This window comes from Prevotella sp. tf2-5 (assembly GCF_900115435.1).
Taxonomy (GTDB): Bacteria; Bacteroidota; Bacteroidia; order Bacteroidales; family Bacteroidaceae; genus Prevotella.
In genome coordinates, this window is record NZ_FOWK01000014.1 from 1 (window position 1) to 25,277 (window position 25,277).

The 25,277-nt window shown below is 48.7% G+C and carries 22 protein-coding genes and 1 pseudogene; 10 read left to right on the forward strand and 13 right to left on the reverse strand.

Going from position 1 to position 25,277, the window contains the following annotated elements; all coding sequences use genetic code 11:
* Window positions 1-226: DUF4372 domain-containing protein (locus BM257_RS13055; protein ID WP_143096864.1), on the reverse strand; the 226-nt coding region annotated here is incomplete at its 3' end.
* A 594-nt stretch (window positions 227-820) separates the two neighbouring features.
* Between BM257_RS13055 and BM257_RS13060 the strand changes: the two genes are divergently transcribed.
* Both BM257_RS13060 and BM257_RS13065 read left to right on the forward strand, forming a co-directional pair.
* Window positions 821-3,859 (forward strand): SusC/RagA family TonB-linked outer membrane protein, encoded by a 3,039-nt coding sequence (locus tag BM257_RS13060; protein WP_369821330.1) that lies wholly within the window; start codon window positions 821-823, stop codon window positions 3,857-3,859.
* Window positions 3,860-3,871: 12 nt separating this feature from the next.
* Window positions 3,872-5,842 carry a RagB/SusD family nutrient uptake outer membrane protein gene (locus BM257_RS13065; RefSeq protein ID WP_092073579.1) on the forward strand — a complete coding sequence of 657 codons (1,971 nt, stop codon included), beginning with the start codon at window positions 3,872-3,874 and terminating at the stop codon, window positions 5,840-5,842.
* 80 nt (window positions 5,843-5,922) lie between these two features.
* Here the strand turns inward: BM257_RS13065 and BM257_RS13070 are convergent, their stop codons facing one another.
* From BM257_RS13070 to ruvB, 3 genes are read right to left on the reverse strand one after another with little or no spacing between them, the layout of a single operon-like run.
* Window positions 5,923-6,888 carry a M28 family peptidase gene (locus BM257_RS13070; protein ID WP_255405841.1) on the reverse strand — a complete coding sequence of 322 codons (966 nt, stop codon included), beginning with the start codon at window positions 6,886-6,888 and terminating at the stop codon, window positions 5,923-5,925.
* A gap of 35 nt (window positions 6,889-6,923) precedes the next feature.
* Entirely contained in the window at window positions 6,924-7,382 is a 459-nt protein-coding gene (gene coaD, locus BM257_RS13075) for a pantetheine-phosphate adenylyltransferase (protein ID WP_092073585.1), read from the reverse strand.
* A gap of 31 nt (window positions 7,383-7,413) precedes the next feature.
* Entirely contained in the window at window positions 7,414-8,448 is a 1,035-nt protein-coding gene (gene ruvB, locus BM257_RS13080) for a Holliday junction branch migration DNA helicase RuvB (protein WP_092073754.1), read from the reverse strand.
* A 111-nt stretch (window positions 8,449-8,559) separates the two neighbouring features.
* On the opposite strand from ruvB, the gene BM257_RS13085 reads away from it, so the two are divergent.
* A complete protein-coding gene (locus tag BM257_RS13085; protein WP_092073588.1) occupies window positions 8,560-9,660 on the forward strand; it encodes an SGNH/GDSL hydrolase family protein in 1,101 nt (366 codons plus the stop codon).
* On the opposite strand, the gene BM257_RS13090 is transcribed toward BM257_RS13085, so the two are convergent.
* The 3 genes and pseudogenes from BM257_RS13090 to BM257_RS13100 all read right to left on the reverse strand — a co-directional run bounded on the left by BM257_RS13090 (window position 9,657) and on the right by BM257_RS13100 (window position 12,748).
* Window positions 9,657-10,694, reverse strand: a complete 1,038-nt coding sequence (locus BM257_RS13090; protein ID WP_092073591.1) for a threonine-phosphate decarboxylase — start codon at window positions 10,692-10,694, stop codon at window positions 9,657-9,659. The two genes, BM257_RS13085 and BM257_RS13090, sit on opposite strands and share 4 nt — an antisense overlap.
* Window positions 10,695-10,699: 5 nt before the next feature.
* A pseudogene (locus BM257_RS13095) lies at window positions 10,700-11,497 on the reverse strand (ABC transporter ATP-binding protein); the annotation flags it as partial.
* Window positions 11,498-11,536: 39 nt separating this feature from the next.
* Entirely contained in the window at window positions 11,537-12,748 is a 1,212-nt protein-coding gene (locus tag BM257_RS13100; protein WP_092073597.1) for a M16 family metallopeptidase, read from the reverse strand.
* Between the two features lie 87 nt (window positions 12,749-12,835).
* Between BM257_RS13100 and BM257_RS13105 the strand changes: the two genes are divergently transcribed.
* A complete protein-coding gene (locus tag BM257_RS13105) occupies window positions 12,836-13,798 on the forward strand; it encodes a carbohydrate kinase family protein (RefSeq protein ID WP_092073600.1) in 963 nt (320 codons plus the stop codon).
* Window positions 13,799-13,814: 16 nt separating this feature from the next.
* Complete coding sequence (locus tag BM257_RS13110; protein ID WP_092073603.1) at window positions 13,815-15,011, forward strand: FprA family A-type flavoprotein; 1,197 nt, start codon at window positions 13,815-13,817, stop codon at window positions 15,009-15,011.
* Here BM257_RS13110 and BM257_RS13115 read toward each other — a convergent pair.
* The gene (locus tag BM257_RS13115) at window positions 14,989-15,795 is read right to left on the reverse strand and encodes a hypothetical protein (protein WP_143096865.1); all 807 of its coding nucleotides are present in this window, start codon (window positions 15,793-15,795) and stop codon (window positions 14,989-14,991) included. The two genes, BM257_RS13110 and BM257_RS13115, sit on opposite strands and share 23 nt — an antisense overlap.
* Before the next feature lie 140 nt (window positions 15,796-15,935).
* Here BM257_RS13115 and BM257_RS13120 point away from each other — a divergent pair, with 140 nt between their 5' ends.
* The gene (locus BM257_RS13120) at window positions 15,936-16,445 is read left to right on the forward strand and encodes an RNA polymerase sigma factor (RefSeq protein ID WP_092073609.1); all 510 of its coding nucleotides are present in this window, start codon (window positions 15,936-15,938) and stop codon (window positions 16,443-16,445) included.
* A 14-nt stretch (window positions 16,446-16,459) separates the two neighbouring features.
* Entirely contained in the window at window positions 16,460-17,050 is a 591-nt protein-coding gene (locus tag BM257_RS13125) for a hypothetical protein (protein ID WP_143096866.1), read from the forward strand.
* A 78-nt stretch (window positions 17,051-17,128) separates the two neighbouring features.
* Here the strand turns inward: BM257_RS13125 and BM257_RS13130 are convergent, their stop codons facing one another.
* Window positions 17,129-18,100: a bile acid:sodium symporter family protein gene (locus BM257_RS13130; RefSeq protein ID WP_092073615.1), complete on the reverse strand. Its 972-nt coding sequence runs from the start codon at window positions 18,098-18,100 to the stop codon at window positions 17,129-17,131.
* 16 nt (window positions 18,101-18,116) lie between these two features.
* Complete coding sequence (gene murQ / locus BM257_RS13135) at window positions 18,117-18,935, reverse strand: N-acetylmuramic acid 6-phosphate etherase (RefSeq protein ID WP_092073617.1); 819 nt, start codon at window positions 18,933-18,935, stop codon at window positions 18,117-18,119.
* A 139-nt stretch (window positions 18,936-19,074) separates the two neighbouring features.
* Here murQ and BM257_RS13140 point away from each other — a divergent pair, with 139 nt between their 5' ends.
* Together BM257_RS13140 and BM257_RS13145 are read left to right on the forward strand one after the other, a co-directional pair.
* Window positions 19,075-20,004 carry a DMT family transporter gene (locus BM257_RS13140; RefSeq protein WP_092073620.1) on the forward strand — a complete coding sequence of 310 codons (930 nt, stop codon included), beginning with the start codon at window positions 19,075-19,077 and terminating at the stop codon, window positions 20,002-20,004.
* Window positions 20,005-20,154: 150 nt separating this feature from the next.
* On the forward strand, window positions 20,155-22,194 hold the full coding sequence (locus BM257_RS13145) for a sensor histidine kinase (RefSeq protein ID WP_092073623.1): 2,040 nt from the start codon (window positions 20,155-20,157) through the stop codon (window positions 22,192-22,194).
* Between the two features lie 28 nt (window positions 22,195-22,222).
* On the opposite strand, the gene BM257_RS13150 is transcribed toward BM257_RS13145, so the two are convergent.
* Together BM257_RS13150 and BM257_RS13155 are read right to left on the reverse strand one after the other, a co-directional pair.
* Window positions 22,223-23,011, reverse strand: coding sequence for a Cof-type HAD-IIB family hydrolase (locus BM257_RS13150; RefSeq protein WP_092073626.1), 789 nt, complete (start codon window positions 23,009-23,011; stop codon window positions 22,223-22,225).
* A 256-nt stretch (window positions 23,012-23,267) separates the two neighbouring features.
* Window positions 23,268-23,759 carry a DUF1648 domain-containing protein gene (locus BM257_RS13155; RefSeq protein WP_092073629.1) on the reverse strand — a complete coding sequence of 164 codons (492 nt, stop codon included), beginning with the start codon at window positions 23,757-23,759 and terminating at the stop codon, window positions 23,268-23,270.
* A 105-nt stretch (window positions 23,760-23,864) separates the two neighbouring features.
* Here BM257_RS13155 and msrA point away from each other — a divergent pair, with 105 nt between their 5' ends.
* The gene (gene msrA / locus BM257_RS13160) at window positions 23,865-24,374 is read left to right on the forward strand and encodes a peptide-methionine (S)-S-oxide reductase MsrA (protein WP_092073632.1); all 510 of its coding nucleotides are present in this window, start codon (window positions 23,865-23,867) and stop codon (window positions 24,372-24,374) included.
* Between the two features lie 143 nt (window positions 24,375-24,517).
* Here the strand turns inward: msrA and BM257_RS13165 are convergent, their stop codons facing one another.
* Window positions 24,518-25,276 carry a succinate dehydrogenase/fumarate reductase iron-sulfur subunit gene (locus BM257_RS13165; RefSeq protein WP_092073635.1) on the reverse strand — a complete coding sequence of 253 codons (759 nt, stop codon included), beginning with the start codon at window positions 25,274-25,276 and terminating at the stop codon, window positions 24,518-24,520.
* Between the last annotated feature and the right edge of the window lies 1 nt (window position 25,277).

A 25,277-nucleotide genomic window follows, 5' to 3' on the forward strand; every position in this document is an offset into this window, starting at 1 on the left:
CAAAGCCAAGGTGATAGGCCTTATTGGAATGCGCAGAAATAATACTGGTCAGATCACGAAGGCTGTCACGATTGCTCAGCTGCCCGAACATCATGACGAGCAACTGGTTCCAGCATGTGAAATGCTTCACGTATTTGTTCCCTTCGTATTTCATTACAATTCTATCAAAAATTCTCTGTGGCAAGAACTCTATGAGCTGAGCAAAGATATATTTTCCGGTGTTCATCGAATGACTGATTTGCTTTTGGATAGCAAAGATAGTCAATTCAAATCGTCACCGTCAATTTCTCGCTCTAAAACTCTATATTTAAATAACTTACAAACATCTCCGCTAATTTTTAGTGGACACTAGTGATTTTTGCTATATATATAATTCGTGTATTATAGAATCACTTAAATCACTCGATGTGGCTCAAACGCCGATAAATAAAGGCTTCAAACTAGGTGATTTAAGCCTCCAAACGAATTAATTAAAGGCTTTAAATAAAGAAGAAATACGGTGAAGAAAAAATCCTCAAAGATGTCAAGGGACAGGTAGGCGACATATACGAAAAAAACGGTGACGGTATTCCCTTCTCTTGGAGCCTCCGAGAGAGAGTTTCCGTTGAAATGGGGGATTTTTGAAAAAAAGAGGCAAAAAAATTTTGGGGATGAGACAAATATGAAAACATTTGAGAAAAATTTGAAAATCCGTTTCATAGAATCTCCCTATCTTTGCGCCATAGTTTGATTAAATGCTTACTAACAACTGTTTAATTTTTCAGCTATGTTAAAAAACAAATCTATCCTAACGATGGGAATCATGGCTCTGGTAGGGCTCATGAGTTCTCCACTGGTACAGGCAAGAAATGCGCGTGCGAGCATGTCTGTACAACAATCTAAGGAGATCACTGGTAATGTCAGTGACTCTGAAGGACCTCTGATTGGTGCTACTGTAATGGTGAAAGGCAGTAACACAGGTGCTGTTACCGATATCAACGGTAATTTCCATCTCTCTGTGAACGCGGGTGCCACCCTTGTCATCTCTTATGTAGGCTACATCACACAAGAGGTTCCCGCGCGCGACCATATTAATATAATATTAGAGCAGGAAGGACGTAACCTCAATGAAGTGGTGGTCATCGGCTACGGTACCCAGCGTAGGGAGGCTGTCACAGGCTCTGTTGCCAATATCAATGGTGACAAACTGAACCAGATAGCCGCCACCAATGCCGCACAGGCGCTGCAAGGACGTGTGGCTGGTGTGCTGATGACACAGACCTCCTCCCAGCCAGGTGCGGAGATGCAGATCCGTATCCGTGGACAGCGCTCGCTGAGTGCGTCGAACGACCCGCTGATCGTGCTGGACGGTATCCCCTTCATGGGACAGCTTTCAGATATTAACCCCACCGATATCAAGTCGATGGATATCCTGAAGGATGCCTCAGCCACCGCCATCTACGGCAGCCGTGGTGCCAACGGTGTCATCATCATCACCACCACCAAGGGTGCCATGGGCACACCCGCGAAGGTGAGCTATAACGGCTATGTCAGTTTCAAGACCGTCTTCAAGAGGTATCCGATGATGGACGGACCCACGTTCGCCAAGATGCGTAAGTATGCCGGTAAGTACCAGAACTCGCTGGAGGAGAGTGACGACACGAATACCGACTGGCAGGACCTGCTGTACCAGACGGGTGTGAGTCACAACCACGACATCACGGTGGCTGGCGGCACACAGGGTGGCAGCTACAGCTTCGGCGCCGGCTACTATCATGACGAGTCAGTGATCCCCGGACAGGGCTACGACCGTGTCAGCGTACGTGGTAACTTCGACCAGATGGTGGGCAAGTGGTTCCGCTTCGGAGTGACCACCAACAACAGCTACCGCATCACCAAGGGTAACAACTTCGGTGTCTTCAACGCCTTGAAGATGAGTCCACTGGCAAGTCCCTACGATGAGGAGGGTAACCTGAAGCGTGTCGTCCACATGCCTGAGGATGACACCCCCGTCATCACGAAGGACGTGATTCACAACCTGGAGGATGTGTGGATGAACGAGAACAAGGGTATCGGAACCTATAATACGGTATTCGCGGAGGTGAAGTGCCCCTGGGTGGAGGGACTGAGCTATCGCGTCAACGTCGGTCTCAACTACCGTTCCAGCAAGAACGGAGCCTTCACCGGCAAGGGAGTCAACAGTGCCAATGCCCAGGAGCCGAATACGGGCAGCACCACCGAGAACAGTACCCGTAACTGGGCTGTGGAGAACCTGATCACCTATGACCGTATCTTCGCGGAGAAGCACCACCTCAATGTCGTCGGGATGTACTCCGCAGAGCAGACAGTCTTCGAGCAGACGGGTGCCTCCGTCAAGAATATCCCCGCTGAGTATTTCCAGTACTATAACCTTGCGGCAGCGCTGGATGAGAAGAACCTCAGCAACTATAACTACTGGAAGAGCGGACTTATCTCCTGGATGGGACGTGTGATGTACTCCTACGATAATAAATACATGTTCTCCGCAGCCCTCCGCTCTGACGCCTCCTCCCGCCTTGCCAAAGGACACCAGTGGCATACCTATCCCGCCGTCAGCGCCGGTTGGAACATCGCCCGGGAGTCGTTCATGAGGAACCTCAAATGGATCGACAACCTCAAGTTACGCATCGGCTATGGTGAGACCTCCAACCAGAGTATCAACCCTTACTCGACGCTGGGAGGACTGGGAACACGTGACTATAACTTCGGGAGCACCTATATGACGGGTTATTACGTGAATGCACTTCCTAACCCGGAATTAGGATGGGAGTACAGCAAGACCTGGAACTTCGGTCTCGATTTCTCGCTCTTCAACGGCAGACTGTCGGGTACCATCGAATACTATACCCAGAAGACCAACGATATCCTGTTTGACGTGTCACTGCCCTCCACATCTGGTGTGAGCAGCTATGTCGGCAATATCGGAAAGACGGAGAACAAGGGTTTCGAGCTGACGCTGAACGGTATCATCATTGACAATAAGAACGGATGGAGCTGGGATGCCGGTATCAACCTCTACGCGAACCGCAACAAACTGGTTGAGCTCGCCTCCGGACAGAAGGAGGATATCGATAACCGCTGGTTCGTAGGACATCCTATTGATGTTATCTATGACTATAAGAATATCGGAATATGGCAGGAGGGAGACCCTTATCTGGATACCCTGGAGCCTGGTGGCAACGTAGGAATGATCAAGGTGGCGTATACCGGTGAGTATAACGCTGACGGCACTCCCGCACGCTCCATCAACGCTGACGACCGACAGGTGATGGAGATGGAGCCTGACCTCATCGGCGGCTTTAACACGACAGTCAGTTACAAGCATTTCGACCTCAACGTCATCGGCTCTTTCCAGATCGGCGGCAAACTAATCAGTACCATCCACTCCTCCGCTGGTTACCTGAATCAGCTGACGGGACGTTACAACAACCTGGATGTCGACTACTGGACAGAGGAGAACACGGGTGCCAAATACCCCAAACCTGGTGGCATCATCGACAATAACAACCCGAAATACGGTTCTACCCTGGGCTATTTCAACGCCGGCTACCTGAAGGTCCGCGCCATCACCCTGGGCTATAACTTCGAGCACCTGAAATTCGTGAAGGACCTCGGCATCAGTCGCCTGCGCCTCTATGCCACCATCCAGAACCCGTTCGTGCTCTTCTCTCCCTATAACAACGAGTGCGGCTTGGATCCGGAGACCAATACCCTCGCCAACAACGGCAGCTTCATCGCTGTCCCGATAGAAGGGTATAAAGGCAAGCACAGCCTGCCCGTGATCGGTTACAACACCCCGTCAACCCGTAACTTCCTGTTTGGCATCAACGTAACATTCTAAAGACATATCATCATGAAAACTATATTCCATAAAATATTCGCTATCAGTGCGGCTCTCTCCGCACTGCTGGTATGCTCCTCCTGCGGAGACATTCTTGACGAACAGCCGCGTACTCAGTTTGACCCTACCTTCTTCACCGAGGAGACAGGTATCGAGGGTGGCTTGACAGCACTCTATGCGCACCTGCGCTATATCTATGGCAACGGCTACTGGCTTAATATCTGCGAGACAGGTACCGACGAATATACCTACGCACAGTCTGCTGACGGTAACTTCAAGGACGCTGACCTCTCCGGAGCCGGCAAGCTCGACGCGTCGACCAGTCGCTCCGACGTGCTCTGGGGACAGGCTTTCGCGAATATCAACACTGCCAGCGGAGTCATCGAGAACGGAGAGAAGGCTGGTATCGACGGCAGTCTGCTGGCAGAGGCGTATTTCTTCCGTGCCTTCGACTATTTCCTGTTGGTGCAGACCTTCGGCGGTGTCCCCCTGGACTTAGGTGCCGGTGAGTTGAAGTTCAACACCTCACCTGTCCGCTATTCTGTACGTAACACCGTACCAGAGGTATATGCCGCTATCTTCAAAGACTTGGAGAAAGCTGTCGCTGACCTGCCGGAGAACCCGCGACTGAACGGTACTGTCACCAAGAACGTGGCACGACTCTTCCTCTCCAAAGCCTACCTGACCTATGGATGGTGGCTGGAGAACCCTAACAATATCCCCACCTATCCTGAGTGTTCCCGTAACAGCGGGGAGGCTGCCTCCTTCTTCCAGAAAGCCTACGACACAGCGATGCAGGCTATCAACAACCCGGGTCCCTACGGACTGCAACCTACTTTCTATGACGTGAACGTGGCTGCCAACGACCATAACAACAAGGAGGTGATGCTCGCCGCTGACCATGACGAGGACTCGAAATATGGTAATGGCGGTAACGGCTATGGCTGGGGTAACGGTAACTCTCCCGAGAACTTCGCATACTGGATGACGACCTGGAACTATACCAACCTCATCGCTGTCTATAACGGCAAGAAGGTGAACCCCATCCAGCGTGAGGCTGTACAGGCGCTGGGACGACCCTGGACTCGTATGGCTCCCATCGCGGACAACTTCCTGAAGGGGGGTGCGTGGGAGGATGCCGTCAAGGCTATCGACTCCCGTTATGACGCTACCTTCACACTGCGCTACCACACCAACCTCTCCCAGTCGGGAGCTGCCGAGAGGGTCAACGGAGCCAACGGCATGTTCGTAGGACCTGGTGAGATCTATTTCAGTTTCGTGGATGAGGAAACAGCAAAGGATATCGACTGGACACCTAACATGGCTACCATCGACGGAAAGGAGACAGAGGTGACGGGCGTAGGTGCCGGCAAACTGCCTGGTCGCGCCGACTTCGTAGTGGGTGTCAGCAATATCAGCCGCTATAAGTATCCTATCAACTGGAAGATCGGTATGGCTCGCTCTGACAATAACGGAGGACTGGGTAGTCCTAATGGCGGCAGCCCCCGTCCCTGGGTGGTCGCTAAGTTCTCCGAGCTCTACCTCATCGCAGCGGAAGCTGCCGTCAAGGGAGCAAGAGGTTCCTCATCTGATCGTGACCTCGTCAATGTGCTCCGTCAGCGTGCCGGTAAGCAGACCTGGTCACAGAATGACAATGTAGCTGTGGATATCGACAACAGTGCCGCAATGGTTGCCGCCACACCCGCTACCATCACCATCGACTATATCCTGGATGAGCGTATGCGTGAGTTCTGGGGTGAGGGCTACCGCTGGTTCGACCTCGTACGCACCCAGAAATGGGCTGAGAAAGCCGGCAGTTACCGGATAGCCGGAAGTGGTAATGCGGACCGCGACCTGCAGACGGTCACCCGCACCATCACTCCAGGACACTACCTGCGTCCTATCCCACAGGGACAGCTCGACGGTATGGAGATGACAGAGGAGGAGAAGACGGTGTATCAGAATCCCGCCTATCAGAAATAACTAATTATTTTTTGTTCATTTGTAGCGGAGTCCGCACTGGGATAGTGCGGCTCCGCTTTTTCTCGTTGAAATGTTTTTTTTTACTCGTTATACACCAATTGGACGAGGGTCTGTCCGACAGCTTGCAGGGTGTTCTTGTCGATATGCCGCATATCGTCACTGGCGGTATGCCAAGTAGGACCGAAAGAACTTTGGGGACAGTCGGGATAGAAATTGATGATATCGATACAGGGGATATTCGCCACCTCATTCACCGGGACGTGGTCGTCTGTCACACCGCTACCTTCCTTTGCGGGGAAGAAACTACCGTAACCAGCAGCGTTAGCAGCACGCCATACCTTTTCCACGATGGTACTTGCCTTCTGCATTGAGAATCCCTCTTGGTAGAATCGCGCACCTTGTCCTCCTACCATATCAAGGAGGATTCCGTAAGTATAGTGGCGAGTGGAAGGGTTAGCGCTCAACGTTTGTTCCTGGTATTTCTTTGCCCAGTACTGGGAACCTAATGCCCACGAGTCGGTACCGTCACCTGTCTCGTCCCATTGGGGGATGCCCCAGTCTTCCGCATCGAAACAGACGAAGTCGACGGCGACATTCAGGGAGTCATGTTGCTGGAACAGACGTGCCAGTTCCAGCATCACGGCAACACCACTGGCTCCGTCGTTTGCCGCCATCACAGGCTTACGCCAGTTGGTGGAGTCCGGATCGTTATCCGCCCAAGGACGACTGTCCCAATGGGCACAGATGAGGATAGCACCTCCCGCCCTCTCCTTCAGAGAAGGGGCTTTAGCTATGATATTCGTACTCTTGAGGATGGTACCGTCATAGCCTTTGAGGTCGGCTTTCTGGAGTTCCACCTGATAACCATACTGCTGGAATTTCTGCTGGATCCATGCGCCACACTGTTCATGCGCCTCACTGTTCATGGTGCGAGGACCAAAGGCACACTGGGCGGCACAGAACTGATAGGCAGAGTCCGCATTAAACTGGATAGTGACAACAGACTGGTCCTCTACGGACTGTTTCTTAGTGGTGCCACAAGCCATCAGACACATGACACTGATGATATAAATATATTTCCTCATGATAATCTTTTTCTCTTCGGCAGGAACTCAGAGACATCCCTTCCGAAATGCTGTAACTCACGGACCACCGAGCTGCTGACACTGGCATACTGAGGCTCGGCAAACAACAAGATGGTATCGATACCACTGATCTGGCGGTTGATGTCCGCCTGCTCTCTCTCATACTCAAAGTCCTTGACGGAGCGTACTCCTTTCACAATATATTGGGCACCCTCCTCTTTGGCGAAGTCGACAGCAAGACCATAGTACGGTTTCACTGCTATACGCGGCTCTTCGGCATAGAGCTCCTGTATCGCCTGCATCCGCTCGGTGGCTGGTACCATATCGGGTTTATGCACCTGGTCGCCCACCACACCAATCACAAGGCGGTCGAAGAGACCTAAGGCTCTGGTCACTATGGAGTCGTGACCTACAGTAAACGGGTCGAAACTTCCTACAAAAACTCCTGTCCTCATCAATTTTCTACTATCAATTTTCAACTATCAACTACTCAAAAAGACTCGGTTCCATGATATTCCCCGTATAAGGGTTACGTCCGAAATGGCGATAGGCAAGTTCCGTCACCATACGACCACGAGGTGTGCGCTTGATGAAACCCTCCATGATCAGGAAAGGCTCATAGACCTCCTCTACGGTGCCGGCATCCTCACCGATAGCCGTCGCGATAGTGGTGATTCCCACAGGACCACCCCGGAACTTGTCGATGATGGTCAGCAGGATACGGTTGTCTATCTCATCCAGTCCGAACTTGTCGATATTCAATGCCGTCAGGGCTATCTTCGTGATCTCCGTGTCAATACGACCAGAACCCTTCACCTGTGCGAAGTCACGGACACGACGTAAGAGCGCGTTAGCGATACGGGGCGTACCGCGGGAGCGACGAGAGATCTCCGCTGCCGCATCCTTGGTAATCGGTACACGCAGGATGCCTGCAGAACGCTCGATGATTCTCTGTAACGTCTCCGGCTCATAATACTGCAAGTGCATATTGATACCAAAACGGGCACGCAACGGGGCTGTCAGGAGTCCGCTACGGGTGGTGGCTCCCACCAACGTAAACGGGTTGAGGTCGATCTGTATGGAACGTGCTGACGGTCCCTTGTCGATCATGATATCGATACGATAGTCCTCCATAGCGGAATAGAGGTATTCCTCGACCACAGGAGACAGACGATGTATCTCGTCGATAAACAACACGTCATTCTTCTCCAAAGAAGTCAGGATGCCGGCAAGGTCACCCGGCTTGTCCAAGACAGGACCACTGGTGATCTTAAAACCCACACCCAGCTCGTTGGCGATGATGTTCGAGAGCGTCGTCTTACCCAGTCCAGGAGGACCATGCAGCAGGGTATGGTCGAGGGGCTCCCCGCGAAACTTAGCAGCCTCCACGAATACCTGCAGGTTCTCCACTACCTGTTGTTGTCCGCTGAAATCACTGAACGACAATGGGCGGAGCGCGTTCTCAAAGTCTTTCTCAGAAGAGGAGAACTGTTCCTGTCGGATGTCAAAATCTTCGTCGATCATTTATTTTTCGTCCTTTTGCATGCAAAGGTACGAAAAAAGTTCAAAGTTCAAAGTTCATAGTTCATAAATTTTTAGTAATTTTGCAGCAAAGAATCAAAACTATCCTTTATGAGACGTACTACACTACTAACACTCTTTGCCACACTGACCTTGATGGCAAGTGCTTCCACTACCCTTCCTGTCAAGGGTCAAATCATCAACCCTACGGATAAACATATCCAGTACATCGGACGTATCTGTTTCGACAATCCCATGCGTCCCCGTTTCACCTTCCCTGGCGTACAGATCAATGCCCGTTTCACAGGAACGTCGCTGAAGATGATGGCAAAACCGAAGAGCGGCTATTTTATGGCACAGATCGACGAGGCAGAGCCTTTCAAAGTAAGCTTTATGGCAGAGAAAGACTCTGTGGTGACCCTTGCCACCTCTCTGCCTAAGGGAGACCATACTGTCCGTCTGATGTATGTCATCGAGGGGTACGACCTGAAACCCTCTTTCTGGGGATTCGTTCTCGACAAGGACGGGAAGATGCTTGACGCTCCTGCTCTGCCGGAGCGCCGTATTGAGTTCGTCGGCAACTCCATCACCTGTGGCTACGGGGTGGAGAGTCACAACCCCAACGACCCCTTCGAATACGAGACGGAGAATCATTATATGACCTATGCCCAGCAGACTGTCCGCAACTTGGACGCTATGGCTCATGTGGTCGCCCGCAGCGGTATCGGTGTCTATCGTCATTATGGCGGTCCGAAGACGGGTACCCCAGAGAATGTGATGACCACCGAGTACGAGTATACTAACCTCTACGACCGTTCTGAGCGTTGGGACTTCTCACGCTACCAGCCCCAGGTGGTATGTATCAACCTTGGTACCAATGACCTCTCCACTAATAACTACGACGTGAAACTATTCAAGCAGGCATGGAAGAAGTTTGTCGGACAGGTACGCCAGCACAACCCGAAGGCGAAAATCGTGCTGCTCTGCGGCTCTATGCTCAACGGCAAGGAACTGGAAATTGCGAAGAAGACACTGAATGAGGTAGCTGAAGAGGCTCAGAAGACTGGTGACAAAGAGATCTACCGCTTTGACTTCACACCTCAGACGGGTGATATCTCCTATGGTGCCGACTGGCACCCCTCTTTCTGGCAACAACAGAAGATGGCTGGCGAGCTGACGGCTTTCCTCCGTTCCCTCATGCACTGGTTCTAAAGAGTATCCTCAGGAATCTCACTGATAAACTGACGAATGGCATCTACCAAGATGTCATTCTCTTCCGGGCGTTGTGTGGCGACACGGAAGAAATGGTCGGAGAGCCCCATAAAGTTAGCACAGTCACGGATCAGGATACCATGTTCCTGTACGAGATAGAACTTCAGTTTCGTACTCGTTGCCGGCTCTATATTACACAACATAAAGTTCGTCTTGGTGCTATAGACGCGGATACCTTCTATCTTCCGCAGATTAGTACGCAACCGTTCCGTCTCCTGCAGGTAATCCGTCAAGTCGGGTATCACGGGCTCATTCCGCCTCAGCAAGAACTTACCAGCCTCTATCGCCAAAGCACTCACGGACCATGGATGACTCTGGCTTCGCAATAATGCGATGGTATCGGGGTGCCCCGTGACATAACCGATACGCAGTCCTGGTATCGCAAAGCGCTTACTCAAGGAATGGAGGACCAGCAGGTTACGACACTTCATCACCTCCTTAGGCTCGATGAGCGACTCTTTCGTATAGTCCTCATACGACTGGTCGACGACAAAGGTATGACGAGGTGAGCGGCGTGCCAGATACTCGATAATCCCTTTCGTCATCACATTACCCGTAGGATTGTTGGGGTTACAAATCCAATACACCCTCTGGTTAGACAGTTCCTTCAGGTCATTCGAATGTTCATAGGAAATGATATGATGATTGATACGACAGGCATCGGCATACTCGCTGAAAGTCGGTTGAGGGATGACTGACAAGCTATGATGATACAGATGGGCGATGAGGTAGATCGCCTCCGTCGCTCCATTGGTCACCATTACCGCCTCTGGTGAGATATCCAACTGTTGGGCGATGATCCTCTCCAGAGAATGAGGTTGTGGCTCCGGATAGTTGTTAAGCACGTCGAAGTGGTCTGCCAGATACGCTTTCAGTGCTGTATGGTCAGCATGCTGAAAGATATTGGTACTGAAATTCATCCGCACCATTCCAGCCTCGTAGTGGTATATATCGTCTCCGTGTCCCTCTATCATTCTGTTACTCGTATGGTTAATGTCTGAACATTAAACTGAATTCCCTTATGTTCTATAAATCGGCTCAAGGCTCCGTTGTCAGCCAGTTGACGGGGTGTTCCCACACTCAACAGACCCGTTTCCATCAACCAGATACAGTCAGCTATCTGCAATGACAGTTCTACATCATGGGTAGAGAGGAATATCGTCTTCTGCTGCTCACGAGCCAAACGGTGTAGCAACTGCATGACCTCCACCTTACTGGGAAAGTCGAGGAAGGCTGTCGGCTCATCCAGGTAGATGATAGGGGTTTGCTGGGCTAATGCTTTGGCGATCATCACTTTCTGGCGTTCTCCATCACTCAGGGTATGCACATACCTCCCCCGCAGAGACTCAATACCTACCAATCCGATAGCCTCATCCACGATACACTTGTCGTCTTTCGATAATGTTCCCCAGAAGCCGGTATAAGGAGATCGTCCCATACCGACCAGTTCCTCGATCGTCATATTACGCACGTCTGGCTTCTCTGTCAAAACCACTCCGATAAGACGACTGAGTTGCTTGTCGGAGTATTCAGAGACCTCGGAGTACTCAGAGTGCTCGGAGTTCTCAGAGTTCCTTAGCAGAATCTCTCCTCCCAGTGGTGGCTGGAAAGCAGAGAGCGTACGTAACAGTGTGGATTTTCCAATACCATTCCGACCCAACAGACAAGTGAGTTCCCCACTCTTGATGGCAGCATTCAGATGCTCCGCTACCACCGTCGTATGTTGCTTTGTCTGATAGCCAATTGTCAGGTTAGTAAGTCTTACCGTCTCATTCATGCTGCAAATGTACTACAAAAATATGAATTGACAAAAGATTTACAGAATTAACATTTGTAGTTTTTCAGGGACAAAGAAGGTCTGAGCCGTTTGCAGCAACTGCTCAGAGGTGACAGCGTCGATTTGTTGTAACAAGGTGTCAATGTCACGTTCTTTGTCATAATGCAGAAAACTCTTGGCGAAGTCAAGGGCGAACTGCTCCCGATTATCACAGGCAATGGCGATCTGTCCTTTCAACTGTCGCTTGGCGGCATTCAACTGTCGTTCCGACAAAGGATGCTGCATCATACGGTCAAGTTCTCGATGAACAAGCCGCAGACAGCGTTTCACGTCTTGGTGGTCACAACCGAAATAGACAGACCATACTCCTGTGTCGCTATAATTTGCCATAGAACTCTCCACCATATATACCAATCCGTTTTTCTCTCTCATTGAGAGATTCAGACGGGCATTCATACCAGGACCTCCTAAGATATTGTTAAGCAGATAGAGGGGTATCCTTCGTGGATCATTAAAAGCAAATGTCTGTGTTCCCAACATGACATGGGCTTGATGGTGGTGCTCAGAAGGATTTTTTTTAGGAACTACGATAATAGGAGGAGGGACTGGAAAATCAGTAAGAGGCCTTACCATCTCCTTTCTCTTTAACAAGTCCACTAGTCTCTTAAAGTTGATATCACCATATGCGAAAAAGATAGCATTTTCAGGGCGGTAATAGCGATTGGTGAAACGCTGAGCATGTACAGAGGTAAAGGTCTTGACTTTCTCCCGAGTCCCTAAGATATTATGTCCCAGCGGATGTCCTTTGAAGAGCATGTTCTCAAACTCATCATAGATCAGTTCTGCCGGTGAGTCGTTATAACTCTCGATTTCATCGCAAATCACATCCACTTCATGCACCACCTCTTGTTTGGGATAAACACTATTGAAGACGATATCTGTCAGGAGGTCAACGGCACGTGGAAGATGCTCTTTGAGAATAGCGGCATAAAAGACGGTGTCCTCTTTATTGGTAAAGGCATTCAAATCACCTCCGACACTCTCTAAGCAGTTGAGGATCTGCAATGCCGAGCGTCGATGGGTCCCCTTGAAAGTGACATGCTCACAGAAATGGGCTACCCCCTCCTCACCTTCCTTTTCATGGCGTGAGCCTGCCTTGACACCAATACCACAATAGACTACTTGTGAGGTAGACGGCAGATGAATCACTCGCAGACCATTATCCAGTGTATGTATATTAAATTTCGTCATAATCGGATGCAAAGGTACAAAAAAGTTCATAGTTCATAGTTCATAGTTCATAATTATTTCATACCTTTGCATTCAAAATAACGTATTATGCGAAAAGTAATTGGTATCGGCGAGACCGTTCTTGACATTATCTTCCGTGACGAGCAGCCTATCAGTGCTGTCCCAGGGGGAAGTACCTTCAACGCTGTGGTGTCTTTAGGACGCTCTGGTGTCAAATGCAGTATGATCAGTGAAACAGGCAATGACCGTGTCGGACGTAATATCATCCACTTCCTGGAGGAGAACGGAGTAGACTCCTCCAACATCAACGTCTACCCGGAGTCAAAATCACCACTGTCCCTTGCCTTCCTCAACGAGAAAAACGATGCGGATTATATTTTCTATAAGGATCATCCCAATGACCGTATCGATTATATCTATCCTGACATACATCCCGATGATATTGTGCTTTTTGGCAGCTTCTTCGCTTTGAACCCGGTCATACGCCCACAGGTTTTTGCCTTCTTGAACTATGCCCGCCAACATGGTGCCATTCTCTATTATGACATCAATTTCCGTTCCTCACATCGCCATGAAGTGATGAAGACAACCCCCAACCTGTTGGAGAATCTGGAGCTTGCTGATATCGTGCGGGGATCGGAAGAGGATTTTGATGTCCTTTATAAGAAAAATGACCCTGATGTCATATACCGTTCCCAGATTTCTTTTTATACTAAAAAGTTTATTTATACCCGTGCTGCCGAACCAGTAGAGCTGAGGGCAGAGAAAGGTCTCAGCAAGCAGTATCCCGTCATCGCCACCAAGACCGTCAGTACTATTGGGGCTGGCGACAACTTCAACGCTGGTTTTATCTACGGACTGATCAAGAACGGTATTACCCGTCAGGAGATTGACAACGGACTGGCAGAGGCACAATGGGATAGTGTGATACAGAATGCCTTGGAGTTCTCCGCAGAATGTTGTGGAAGTATCAGCAACCATGTGTCTGTCGAGTTTGGCTTACAGAAGAAAAAGGAGCTGGAACAAGCATTATTGGCTATGGAAGAATAACTAAAAAAATACTACTATGCAAGAAATTACAAACAAAATCTATTATGTGGGTGTCAACGACCGTAACAAAACGCTGTTCGAGGGCTTGTGGCCGCTTCCCAATGGCGTAAGCTATAACTCGTATCTGATTGACGACGAGAAGGTGTGTCTGATTGATACGGTAGAAGTCGATTTTTTCACTCAGTTCATTGAGCATATCCAAGAGGTGATTGGCGACCGTCCTATTGACTATCTGGTCGTCAACCACATGGAACCAGACCATAGTGGCTCTATCGCCCTGATCAAGAAATACTATCCCAATATCCAGATTATCGGTAACAAGAAGACCTTCCAGATGATGGAGGGCTTCTATGGAATCGCCAAGGATACTGTGGAGGTAAAGAATGGTGATACTATCGAACTGGGCAGCCATACCCTGAACTTCGTGCTGACACCTATGGTACACTGGCCGGAGACGATGGTGACTCTCTGTGGCAGTGTCTTATTCTCTGGAGATGCCTTTGGATGTTTCGGAGCCTTGAATGGTGGGGTCATCGACGAGCAAATCAACTGTGACACCTTCTGGCTGGAGATGGTACGCTATTATTCCAATATCGTAGGTAAGTACGGCACTCCTGTACAGAATGCCCTCAAGAAATTAGCAGATGTGAAACTCGACTATATCTGTGCCACCCATGGTCCTGTATGGCACCAGTATATAAATAAGGTTGTGGCAGAGTATGACCGTATGTCAAAATATGAGACAGAACCTGGTCTTGTCATCTGCTATGGAACGATGTACGGCAATACCGAGCGTGCCGCAGAGGTTATTGCCCGCGCAGCCTCCGAGGCTGGTGTGAAGAATATCGTGATGTATAATGTCTCGAAGACCCACCACTCTTATATCATCCGTGACGTGTTCCGCTATAAGGGACTGATCGTGGGAGCGCCGACCTATAACACCGCCCTCTATCATGAGATGGATGTGCTACTCTCAGAACTTGCCGGCAAGGACATCAAGAACCACCTGTTGGGATGGTTCGGTTCTTACGGATGGGCGTCGAAGGCTGTGAGCGAGATTGCCCGCTGGAATGAGGAGAAACTGCACTATGAGGCTGTGGGCGAACCTGTGGAGATCAAGCAAAGCCTGACACCAGAGACCAAAGCTGCTTGTGAGTCTCTAGGTCAGGCGATGGCTGCTCGTCTCTTGTCTATTTGTTCAGATTCTGAATAAACTGCCACTCACTCTCATGGGACTTCACTTTGATAAGTGCCTGATGAGTGACGATGTACTCTGACACACCTACACGGTTGGCACCATGATGCCAGTCGTAGGTATAGCCTAATTGTGTCCAAGGCAGGGGACTGTCATCCTCATAGGCTGAGGCGACACTTAGGCGATACCACTCCCGGAAATTGGTCTCACCCACTTTGAAATTCTCGTCAGCGTATGCAGGGAATTCCAGACCAGCAGCGGTCGTCGTGATCTCAGGAGTGTGAGCGGGACGGAAGATGTAGTCAGGGTCAGCATAGAACTGCACCATGATGTTATAGTCGCAATCTGGGCTAAGACCATACATCTGAATCATACGCATGTGGGCTGCCACGCTGTCCAGACCTACAAAGGCATCTTTCTTACGCAGCCAGTCACCAGGAAGGCTTACCCATGAACCTAACTCACGGTCGATGCGATAAACACCTTCCTGTCCGAAGAAACGTGCTAAGCGGCTGGAATCAACCAGTGTCATTACCAATACCATATCCTTACCGTCAAAGGTAGCCCACTCCTCGTTGGGTGTGCCTTTCTTGATAGGCATCAGGTCATTAGAGATCTTAGAGGCATCCAGCTGTTTGGCATCAGCAATCGCTGCGGCAAGGTCTGCCTGCAACAAAGAATCATTCTCATACCATGCCGTAGTGTCTGCGGCAGACTCTGTCTCATTGGCAATAGTCTTCTTGTTCTGACAAGCAACAGAAGCCATTACTAATGCGACGATAGCAATCCATAATTTCTTCATACTTTATTGTTTTATAGGTTTATAAGTCGTTATTTGTTTCTATTTCGGCTACAAAAATATAAAAAAAGTCTGAAGTTCATGTAGTTTTTCCTAACTTTGTTGCGTCTAATGGGCAAAATGATTTGAAAACAGACAAGACAATGAATCAATTAGTAAACGACAAAGTCGCTTTGCATGACAAAGAACAACAGTTTGCGCAAACCGTTGCAGAACAAAAGAGCACCATCTACACCGTGTGCTACATGTTCTCACAAGATGCCGACGAGGTCAACGACCTGTTCCAAGAGGTACTAGTCAATCTTTGGAAGGGTTTCGAGAACTTCAAGCATCGCAGTGACATCAAGACGTGGGTTTATCGCGTCGCCCTCAATACCTGTATCTCTCTGGACAGGAAGAAGCGACGCAGTGCCACTGTCCGACTGACAATGGACATCAATCTCTTTGAGGACCGTGACGAAGATACGCGGCAAGTGGATATGCTCCATAAACGTATCTCCAAGTTACAACCCTTCGATCGTGCGATTGTCCTGCTTTGGCTTGAGAACCTCAGTTACGATGAAATCGGACAGATCGTCGGTATCACAGCCAAGAACGTCAGTGTCCGTCTGTTTAGAATCAGAGAGCAGTTAAAACAAATGTCTAACGATTAAAGAACTTACCCATTATGAATAACGAGAATTTTGATTTAGAGAATATGCGTCTTCAGATGGAGACCTTGAAGAAGAAACTGGATCAGCAGGAGATAGTCAACGACCGTATGATCCGTCACTCAATGAAAAAGACCGCACACACCATCAGTCGCAGATATTACTTTATCATGGCAGTCTGTTTGCTGATGATTCCCTACAGCTATTGGGCATTCGTGATGCTAAACGGTTTCTCTATTCCTTTTTGGATGTTCACCTGCTTCGTCATGCTGGTTTGCTTTGGAGGAACCTATTATAACAACAGGAACCTGAGTGATTCGAACATGATGACCAATAATCTCGTGGATGTCCGTCGTCGTATGGCACGTGCCAAGAAGTTCGATGCCTACTGGCTTCTCATCGGCATCCCCCTCGCTATCGTCTTTCTTGGCTGGTTTATGTACGAGTCTTATCAGCTTCATCCAGATGCATTTTTCAACGGGCTTTTCTGGGCAGGATGTATCGGCGGCGTTATTGGAGCCATCTGGGGATTCTCTCTGCATTTCAAGACCCAGCGCCAGTATCAGGAAATCATCGACCAGATAGAGGATATCACTCAAGAAAACTGAATTAGTTATTTATTCCCGACACTCCAACTCGTCTTCCATTTCCAGCAACAGACTGCTATGGAAGACGAGTTCTCGTCATTAAAGTTTTTTCTCTTGTCTCGTATCTGCCTTTAAGAAAAGACCTGCCAGAATCGTTCCACTGATACTATGCCAAGCACAACTGATGGCGCAAGGCAAGACGGCAAGAGGCTGGGCAGCGAAGAAATTACCAGCAAGAACGGTGGCTAACCCAGCGTTCTGCATACCGACCTCTATGGAGATGGTACGTTTCTTGGCTTTTGAGAAACCAGCCAGACAACCTGAGAGATACCCAAGCAGATAACCTAACGAGTTATGACAGAACACGACAGCAAAAGTCCAGAGGAAAAGCCATAGTCCTCGATTTACCAAGTCGTCATGAACAGTAGAGATGACACCTCCCACAATACATGCCAGACAGATCACGCTCAGTCCTGGCATCAGACTCTGGATGGTTGGGAAATACTTGCTCTTGGAATAGGTATAATTCAAAAAACAGCCCATTCCAACGGGAATAATCGTTACTATTAGGATATTGAGGAACATACCAATCGCATCGATTTCGATAATCTCTCCTGCTGTGATTTCCATTAACAGAGGGGTCATCACCGGAGCCAGGAGGGTGGAGGCACACGTCATGCCCACAGAGAAGGCGACATCACCATGACAGAGGTAGGACATGATATTACTCGACACACCACCAGGACAACACCCCACAAGCATAATACCTAAGGCAAGGGCAGGCTCGAGATGAAAGACACGCACCAACAGATAAGCTACACACGGCATGATAAAGAACTGGGCACAGGCACCTATCAGGATATCAAAAGGCCGACGGGTCAGGATGCGGAAATCATTCGTCGTCAATGTCAGTCCCATTGTCAACATGATAATACCCAGTATCACGGTCTGAGTGGTACCCCGGACCCATGAGAACAATTCCGGAAGAAAGAATGTACATACCGCAATAGCAATGATAAACAAAGAAGCATTGCCGGCAAGCCAACGACTTATACGTATAAAAGATAGCATTTCCTATATTCTTAAGTTATTTCTTATTATTTTTTCCTTTCAACACCCGGTCCACACTGCCTGCCTCCAAGAGACACTTCTCTGCCTCCTCATAGGGGATACCCAGTGATTCTTGTATCATCCGCGTACCACGATCCACCAATTTGGCATTAGACAGCCGCATCTTCACCATCCGGTTGCCTTTGACACGCCCTAAGCGAATCATGAGAGAAGTGGAAATCATGTTCAGAACCATTTTCTGTGCCGTACCACTTTTCATCCTGCTGGAACCTGTGATAAACTCAGGACCTACGATCGTCTCTATAGGATAATCCGACACTTCAGCCAAAGGGGTTTGGGGATTACTGGTGATACAACCAGTCAACAGTCCGTGTTTCCTGGACTCACTGACAGCCCCCACCACATAAGGAGTCGTACCAGATGCCGCGATACCTATGACAGTATCATCAACAGATACTTGATGCGTCAACAGATCACGCCAGCCCTGTTCCGGGGAATCCTCTGCCTTCTCCACTGCATGACGCAAAGCCACGTCACCACCAGCAATAAGACCTTGGACCCATGTGTCAGGAACTCCAAAAGTGGGAGGCAGTTCACTGGCATCCAGCACACCAAGTCGCCCACTGGTCCCCGCACCAATATAAAAGAGTCTTCCCCCTTTCTTCATCCTTGGCTCTATGGCAGCCACCAGTGCCTCTATCTGTGGTATTGCCTTCTGCACAGCATCCGCCACCATAGCATCCTCATCATTGATATGGTGCAACAACTCGCCTATGGTCATCTGCTCCAGATGATCATAATGTGACGGTTGCTCTGTGATGGATACCTTTCTCATGGCTGCATTGGTAATTTGCGTGCAAAGGTACATTATTTCTTTTAATTTTTGAATCTTTGCTGGTAAATAATCTCAATAATATCCCTAAAAGTTGTAACTTTGCAGGCAAATTCACAAAAACAAAGGAAAGACATAAACGATGGCTTACATTGGTGAACTGATATCTATTGGTGTGGCATTCTCATGGACGGCTACAGCATTATTAAGCGAGTTTGGTTCCAAGCGACTGGGCAACCTGACATTGAACGTGCTGCGTATGGGACTGGCACTGCTTTTCTCACTCGTGCTTTTCGGGATGGTGACAGGGAGCATGCTGCCACCTGGTGCATCCACAGAGGCGGCAGGGTGGATGCTATTGTCAGGACTGGTAGGATATGTCATCGGTGATTTCTGTCTGTTTCAGTGTTATATCATTATTGGTTCCCGCTACGGACAATTATTTATGACGCTAGCCCCATTGTCGGCTGCCTTGATGGCTTGGGTGACACTCGGTCAGCAAATGACGGGAAAAAGTGTCATAGCGATGCTGGTGACTCTTTGGGGTATTGGCATCTCCGTGCTCGGACGTGGTGACCATCATAAAATCTCATTGAAACTGCCTGTTAACGGCGTACTCTATGCCATCGGTGCTGCCGTGTGTCAAGGCGTCGGTTTGGTATTGAGCAAGATAGGCATGGACCATTATGAGGTGTCGATGATGGCAGAGGCTGATATTCCAGAGTGGCTGATACCCTTCAGTGCCAATTTCTACCGTTGTATCGCTGGCATCATCGGGTTTTCACTCTTGCTGTTTTATCGTGATGGGATGGCACCTTTGCGAGAGGCAGTACGAGATAAAAAGGGACTTTCCGTCGCTACAGCAACGACCATCTTCGGTCCCTTCGTGGGAGTCGGCTTCTCGCTGATGGCTGTACAATACACGGCTGCCGGTATCGCCTCCACACTGATGGCGATGACTCCTATCATTATCATCTTGCCGTCTTATTGGCTTTTCCATGAGAAGATCACATGGCGTTCCGTGATAGGTGCCGTGATATCCGTTCTGGGAGTCAGTCTGTTCTTTCTATGATGCTCTTTCACGCAGACGACTTCCAAAATTTACAAAAAATGTTTTATAATTCACAAAAACTTATTCATACAGTATCTAACTATTGTAAATGTGGTAGTTAATTTGTATTTTTGCAACATCCCTTCGCTATCCCATTAAAAATTAGATATCATGACAAGAATAAGAATAGATAGTATTAGTCTGAAAAGGATTGTTTTATCAATGGCTCTGCTGGCGGTAAGCGTCACTCTTACCGCTAAGCAGAAGTCATCGGCTATGGGAAAGGAGATGCCGTCAGAACAGGAACAGGTTTTGGCACAACGGGTCTATGAGACACAAATAAGCGGCAAAGACTCAGATTTCTATGAGGCGCATAAGAAATTCATGGAATATCTGGAGAACCAAAAGGAATGGGAGAAATATTATCGTACATGGATGACCCGTATAATCTATGAGGTGAACAACCGGCGCTTCCATCGTGCCTTTATCGAGATTGACCATCTCACGGATGACATCAAGCAACGTCATCTGGAGCAATACCTCTACTTCTCAAACATGGGAATGGGTTTTTTCTATAATGGTCGCAACCAACCAGAGATGGGTGAGAAATACTTCCGTCGTGCCTTGCAGAACATTGATGTCGAGAAGCAACCTGTGGCAGCATTCAATTCCTACCTCTCGCTGGCACAGTCGCTTAGTTTCAAGCGTCCCGCTGAGGCAATGGCATGTCTCGACAGTCTGCCACAGCAGATGTTGCAGAACCCGATGTATGAGAGCGGTGTATTAGGTTATCGTTGTATCATTGCCAACAAACTGGATGACCAAAAGGCATTCAACAAGTATTTTGCCAAGTATGACAGTATCCGTCAGCATCTGCCAGACCAGTTTAATGCCGCCAACCTCCAACAAGTGATGGTATGCCGTTGTCTCATGCAGAAAGACTACCAGCGCGCCCTTGCCTGGTGTGACTCCATCAACGTTCCGCTGACTGCTACAGAGCTGCGTATTGATGTCTATGAGCATATGGGAGACTACCAGCGAGCCTTTCTTGCCACGGAAATAAAGGACAGCCTTACCCAAATTGATGAGCGCGAAGCTTTGGAGTTACACATGATGGATATGGCACATGACATTGACCATCTTCAGGCTGAGCAGAAAAAGGCAGAGATACGACGCATCCAATTGTGGGTTGTCGGCACGATGGCACTGATCATCATTGCCTTGCTCGTATGGATGCTTGTCTATCGTCATCAGAAAAACCTACGATTGAAGGAGCAGTTCTTCCAATTACAGAAGGCACGCAGTGAAACGGAAGCAGGACATGTCATTCGTCGAGCCTTTGTGAGTACGATACAGGAAAAAATGGAGCCACACATCAATGTACTGAAAGGTTATGCACGCATCTTCAACAACCCGGAATTCCTCCTGAAACCTGAGGAGCGTCCCAAGCGATACAATGACATCCTCATCGCTGCTAAGAGCATAGAGGCACTGATAGATCCTGTACTCGATTCCTACGCTCATGGAGCGACAGGTCTCTCTGAGGAAGAGAAGCAGATCTGTATTGACTCACTCCTCTCACCATTGCATACACTGATTAATACCACAGAGGTTATTATCGATGGTCACGGACAGATACCACATGAGGAATATATGCAATTACGTGGTGAAGTGTCCAAGAAAGCCTACCACGTATCCGTCTCCACTCGACAACTCCTCCTCTTCAGTCTCCATAGTGACGATATTCCAATTCCTAAGCAGGACAGAATAGGATTAAATGAAATGGCTCGCTCCGTCTTGAACAGCTATGACCTACAACCTTCTGCTATTGACAAAAACCGCAAGATAGCGATAGCGTTCAAGACTGAAGTGGCAGATGACGTGATCGTCTCTACCAACTCGCTGATACAGGAACTGCTGAACTGTCTCCTTGACAATGCCGACAAGTATGCGACGGGAGGTACCATACAGATGAGTTGCCATGCTGATGCCGACGGAACCTACGCCATCTCCGTCAGCAATGAAGGTCCTACCATCGCCGCCGCTGATGCGGAGCGTATCTTCGAGCCCTTCGTCCGTCTGTCTGCAGAGGAGCATAGTCTTGGCATCGGTCTGTCGCTGGCACGCTGCCTTGCTATCTCCATGGGATATCAAATATCTCTCGACCAAGGATACACCGAGGGTGCACGTTTTGTAGTCAAAGGTATCTGAAAGAATGTTTTAAAGGACAGATTGCCGACTAGACAATACCATAGTGACGGAGGGCATGGAGGATGCCGTCGTCATCGACAGAGGTAGTGACGTAGTCGGCTTGTTGCTTGAGGGTGTCGATGGCATTTCCCATCGCAATGCCGATGCCCGCCTGGAGTATCATGGAGGTGTCGTTGCCTCCGTCACCAAACGCGATCGTCTGACTGATATCAAGACCATCATGACGGGCAATGGCCTCAATACCCTTTCCCTTATCTGCTCCGTTTGCCGTGATATCGGTAAACTCAGGATGCCAGCGACCAGAGATACATTGTGGCAGACGAGCCATCAGTTGCTGCTCATAATCAGCAGGGAAGAAGGGTGTCATCTGTAGGATGTCCTGCTTCAGTACCTCTTCCAAAGGGGAAGCCTTGTCCAAGTTCTTGACGGCAAGCATCTGCTGGAAGATGCGCTCCACATCACCTGTGGGGTCAAGGACGGCAACGTCTTTCTTACCAACAACGATCAAGCTATATCCCTTTGCTTTCGAGTCCTCGATGATCGTCATCACGTCGCTCTTGGGGATAGGCTGGCAGGTGACGAACTCGTCACCTACGAAACACAAAGCACCATTCGTCGTGATATATCCGTCAATGAGGTGTTCGATGGCACCAAGGTTCGTAATGATGATAGGTGGTCGTCCTGTAGCGATATACACATGATGTCCGTTAGCCTTCGCCTGTGTCAAGGCAAGGATGGTGGATGGTGGTATCTCGTGTGTCTTGAAACTGACCAGTGTACCGTCAATGTCGAAGAAGAGGGCGTATCTTTTGCTCATATAGGATGACTATTCATATTTGCTGCAAAGATACAACATTTTCCGCAAATAGTAGCATGTTCGCATCATATTCGTAGGCAGGAGGTGCCGCCTTCGCATAACACCCCTATAAGATGCTTTTTATTCCGATATCTCCTATCTCAGTAAATTCACTGAATTTGGTGAGTAAATTCACTGAATTTACTGAGTAAACACACTGAATTTACTTTCATAGAAGATACTTCTTTATATTCGTTGTCACTTTATCATATATCTATTACATAGGTCTTTTCTTTGCTTTATAAGCAAGAATAGAAAATACTATGATTTCCAAGAGGAGAAGGACGATCACAACTAAGACAGGAATCACTGATGGAGATTCCATACCCAACAAGGTATAGACAATAGCAAGAGATAATAATAGTAAGGTAATACCAGCCACCCTAACACTTCTAATAGCAAGTTCTTCTTGTCGGGTGTTGGTAATCTTGAAAGGCATATTGATATAGCGTGGATAATACGCTATCACCATACAGATAATAGCAGCAACCGTAATAATAATACATGGGACTAATATTCCAATGGGGGAGCCATAAGCATTCGGTCTTCCTGACCCGTCAAAATGGGTTGGCACGGTGTCTGGTGCACGACAAATCATCCAAATAATCAGTCCCCACACCACCATCATCACAATAGCGAAAACTATCTCAAAAAGAGTAGACTCTGTCGTGCGATGTAACTTAACATCTTTAATATCAAATCTCTCCATACTTATATTTTTTCCATCCTGTTTGCAAATATAGTAATTATTCCTGAATTGACGAATATGGTTAATGGAAAATTAGTATCTTTGCAGCATCATAAAAGCAACAGCATGAAAGAGATTTATTTAGCAGGAGGGTGCTTCTGGGGTACAGAGCATTACTTCAAACAGATTCAGGGAGTCGTCAATACGGAGGTGGGGTTCGCCAACGGGGAGACGGAGAATCCGACTTACAAGGAGGTATATACAGACCAGACGGGCTATGCGGAGACGGTACTTATCACGTATGACGAACAGGTCGTCGGTCTGGAGTTCCTGCTTAACATGTTCTTCAAGGCGATTGACCCCGTGAGCCTCAACAAACAAGGACATGACGAGGGCACCCGCTATCGCACGGGTGTCTACTATGTCACAGAAGACCAGCTCCCTATTATTAATAAGGTGTTCGCGGAGCAACAGGCATTACTGGATCAGCCTATCGCTGTTGAGAAACTCCCTTTGAGGAATTTCTATACAGCCGAGGAGTACCATCAGGACTATCTCGACAAGAATCCCGACGGCTATTGTCATCTGCCCACAGCTCTCTTCGAGTATGCAAGGAAGGTCTCGCCAACTATCTGAGGAAGATCATATAGTAATATACAAAAAATATAGCGCCACAGTCATCAACTGCGGCGCTATTATTATAATAAGGTGTAAACCTTTTGCCTTCGGCGAACTTTGCTACGTTCAGCAAAGCTCAAGCAAGCATGGCTTTGCGTTCACTAATCGCAAACTTTTGCCTTGATCATCTCGCGGTTGAGACGAGCGATGTTGGCGATGGTCTCGTTCTTCGGACATACAGCCTCGCAGGCACGAGTGTTGGTGCAGTTACCGAAGCCCAGCTCATCCATCTTGGCAATCATGTTCTTCACACGACGAGCAGCCTCTACACGACCCTGTGGGAGCAGAGCGAGTTGAGAAACCTTAGATGATACGAAGAGCATAGCAGAGCCGTTCTTACAAGCTGCCACGCAAGCACCACAACCGATGCAAGAAGCGCAGTCCATTGCCTCGTCAGCATCCTCCTTGGGAATCAGGATGGCGTTGGCATCCTGAGCCTGACCGGTGCGGATAGTGGTATAGCCACCAGCCTGGATGATCTTATCGAAGGCACCACGGTCAACCATACAGTCCTTGATAACGGGGAAGGCTGCTGAGCGCCAAGGCTCTACGGTAATCACGTCACCATCGTTGAAACGACGCATGTAGAGCTGACAGGTGGTAGCACCACGCTCTGTCTTACCATGAGGTGTACCGTTGATGTAGAGTGAACACATACCGCAGATACCCTCGCGGCAGTCGTGGTCGAATACGAAGGGCTCCTTGCCCTCGTTGATGAGCTCCTCGTTCAAGATGTCGAGCATCTCAAGGAAGGAGGTATCATCTGGGATATCGTGCATCTCGTGAGTATCGAAATGTCCCTGGTCCTTGGGGCCGTTCTGGCGCCAGAACTTTATTGTAAATGAAATATTTTTTGCCATA

What these genes read in the sequence shown, in the direction of transcription:
- BM257_RS13060 (WP_369821330.1), top strand. Translation starts at nt 821, where the DNA reads ATGAGTTCTCCACTGGTACAGGCAAGAAATGCGCGTGCGAGCATGTCT.
- BM257_RS13065 (WP_092073579.1), top strand. Translation starts at nt 3,872, where the DNA reads ATGAAAACTATATTCCATAAAATATTCGCTATCAGTGCGGCTCTCTCC.
- BM257_RS13070 (WP_255405841.1), bottom strand. Translation starts at nt 6,888, where the DNA reads ATGGCTTGTGGCACCACTAAGAAACAGTCCGTAGAGGACCAGTCTGTT.
- coaD (WP_092073585.1), bottom strand. Translation starts at nt 7,382, where the DNA reads ATGAGGACAGGAGTTTTTGTAGGAAGTTTCGACCCGTTTACTGTAGGT.
- BM257_RS13085 (WP_092073588.1), top strand. Translation starts at nt 8,560, where the DNA reads ATGAGACGTACTACACTACTAACACTCTTTGCCACACTGACCTTGATG.
- BM257_RS13090 (WP_092073591.1), bottom strand. Translation starts at nt 10,694, where the DNA reads ATGATAGAGGGACACGGAGACGATATATACCACTACGAGGCTGGAATG.
- BM257_RS13100 (WP_092073597.1), bottom strand. Translation starts at nt 12,748, where the DNA reads ATGACGAAATTTAATATACATACACTGGATAATGGTCTGCGAGTGATT.
- BM257_RS13105 (WP_092073600.1), top strand. Translation starts at nt 12,836, where the DNA reads ATGCGAAAAGTAATTGGTATCGGCGAGACCGTTCTTGACATTATCTTC.
- BM257_RS13110 (WP_092073603.1), top strand. Translation starts at nt 13,815, where the DNA reads ATGCAAGAAATTACAAACAAAATCTATTATGTGGGTGTCAACGACCGT.
- BM257_RS13115 (WP_143096865.1), bottom strand. Translation starts at nt 15,795, where the DNA reads ATGAAGAAATTATGGATTGCTATCGTCGCATTAGTAATGGCTTCTGTT.
- BM257_RS13120 (WP_092073609.1), top strand. Translation starts at nt 15,936, where the DNA reads ATGAATCAATTAGTAAACGACAAAGTCGCTTTGCATGACAAAGAACAA.
- BM257_RS13125 (WP_143096866.1), top strand. Translation starts at nt 16,460, where the DNA reads ATGAATAACGAGAATTTTGATTTAGAGAATATGCGTCTTCAGATGGAG.
- BM257_RS13130 (WP_092073615.1), bottom strand. Translation starts at nt 18,100, where the DNA reads ATGCTATCTTTTATACGTATAAGTCGTTGGCTTGCCGGCAATGCTTCT.
- murQ (WP_092073617.1), bottom strand. Translation starts at nt 18,935, where the DNA reads ATGAGAAAGGTATCCATCACAGAGCAACCGTCACATTATGATCATCTG.
- BM257_RS13140 (WP_092073620.1), top strand. Translation starts at nt 19,075, where the DNA reads ATGGCTTACATTGGTGAACTGATATCTATTGGTGTGGCATTCTCATGG.
- BM257_RS13145 (WP_092073623.1), top strand. Translation starts at nt 20,155, where the DNA reads ATGACAAGAATAAGAATAGATAGTATTAGTCTGAAAAGGATTGTTTTA.
- BM257_RS13150 (WP_092073626.1), bottom strand. Translation starts at nt 23,011, where the DNA reads ATGAGCAAAAGATACGCCCTCTTCTTCGACATTGACGGTACACTGGTC.
- BM257_RS13155 (WP_092073629.1), bottom strand. Translation starts at nt 23,759, where the DNA reads ATGGAGAGATTTGATATTAAAGATGTTAAGTTACATCGCACGACAGAG.
- msrA (WP_092073632.1), top strand. Translation starts at nt 23,865, where the DNA reads ATGAAAGAGATTTATTTAGCAGGAGGGTGCTTCTGGGGTACAGAGCAT.
- BM257_RS13165 (WP_092073635.1), bottom strand. Translation starts at nt 25,276, where the DNA reads ATGGCAAAAAATATTTCATTTACAATAAAGTTCTGGCGCCAGAACGGC.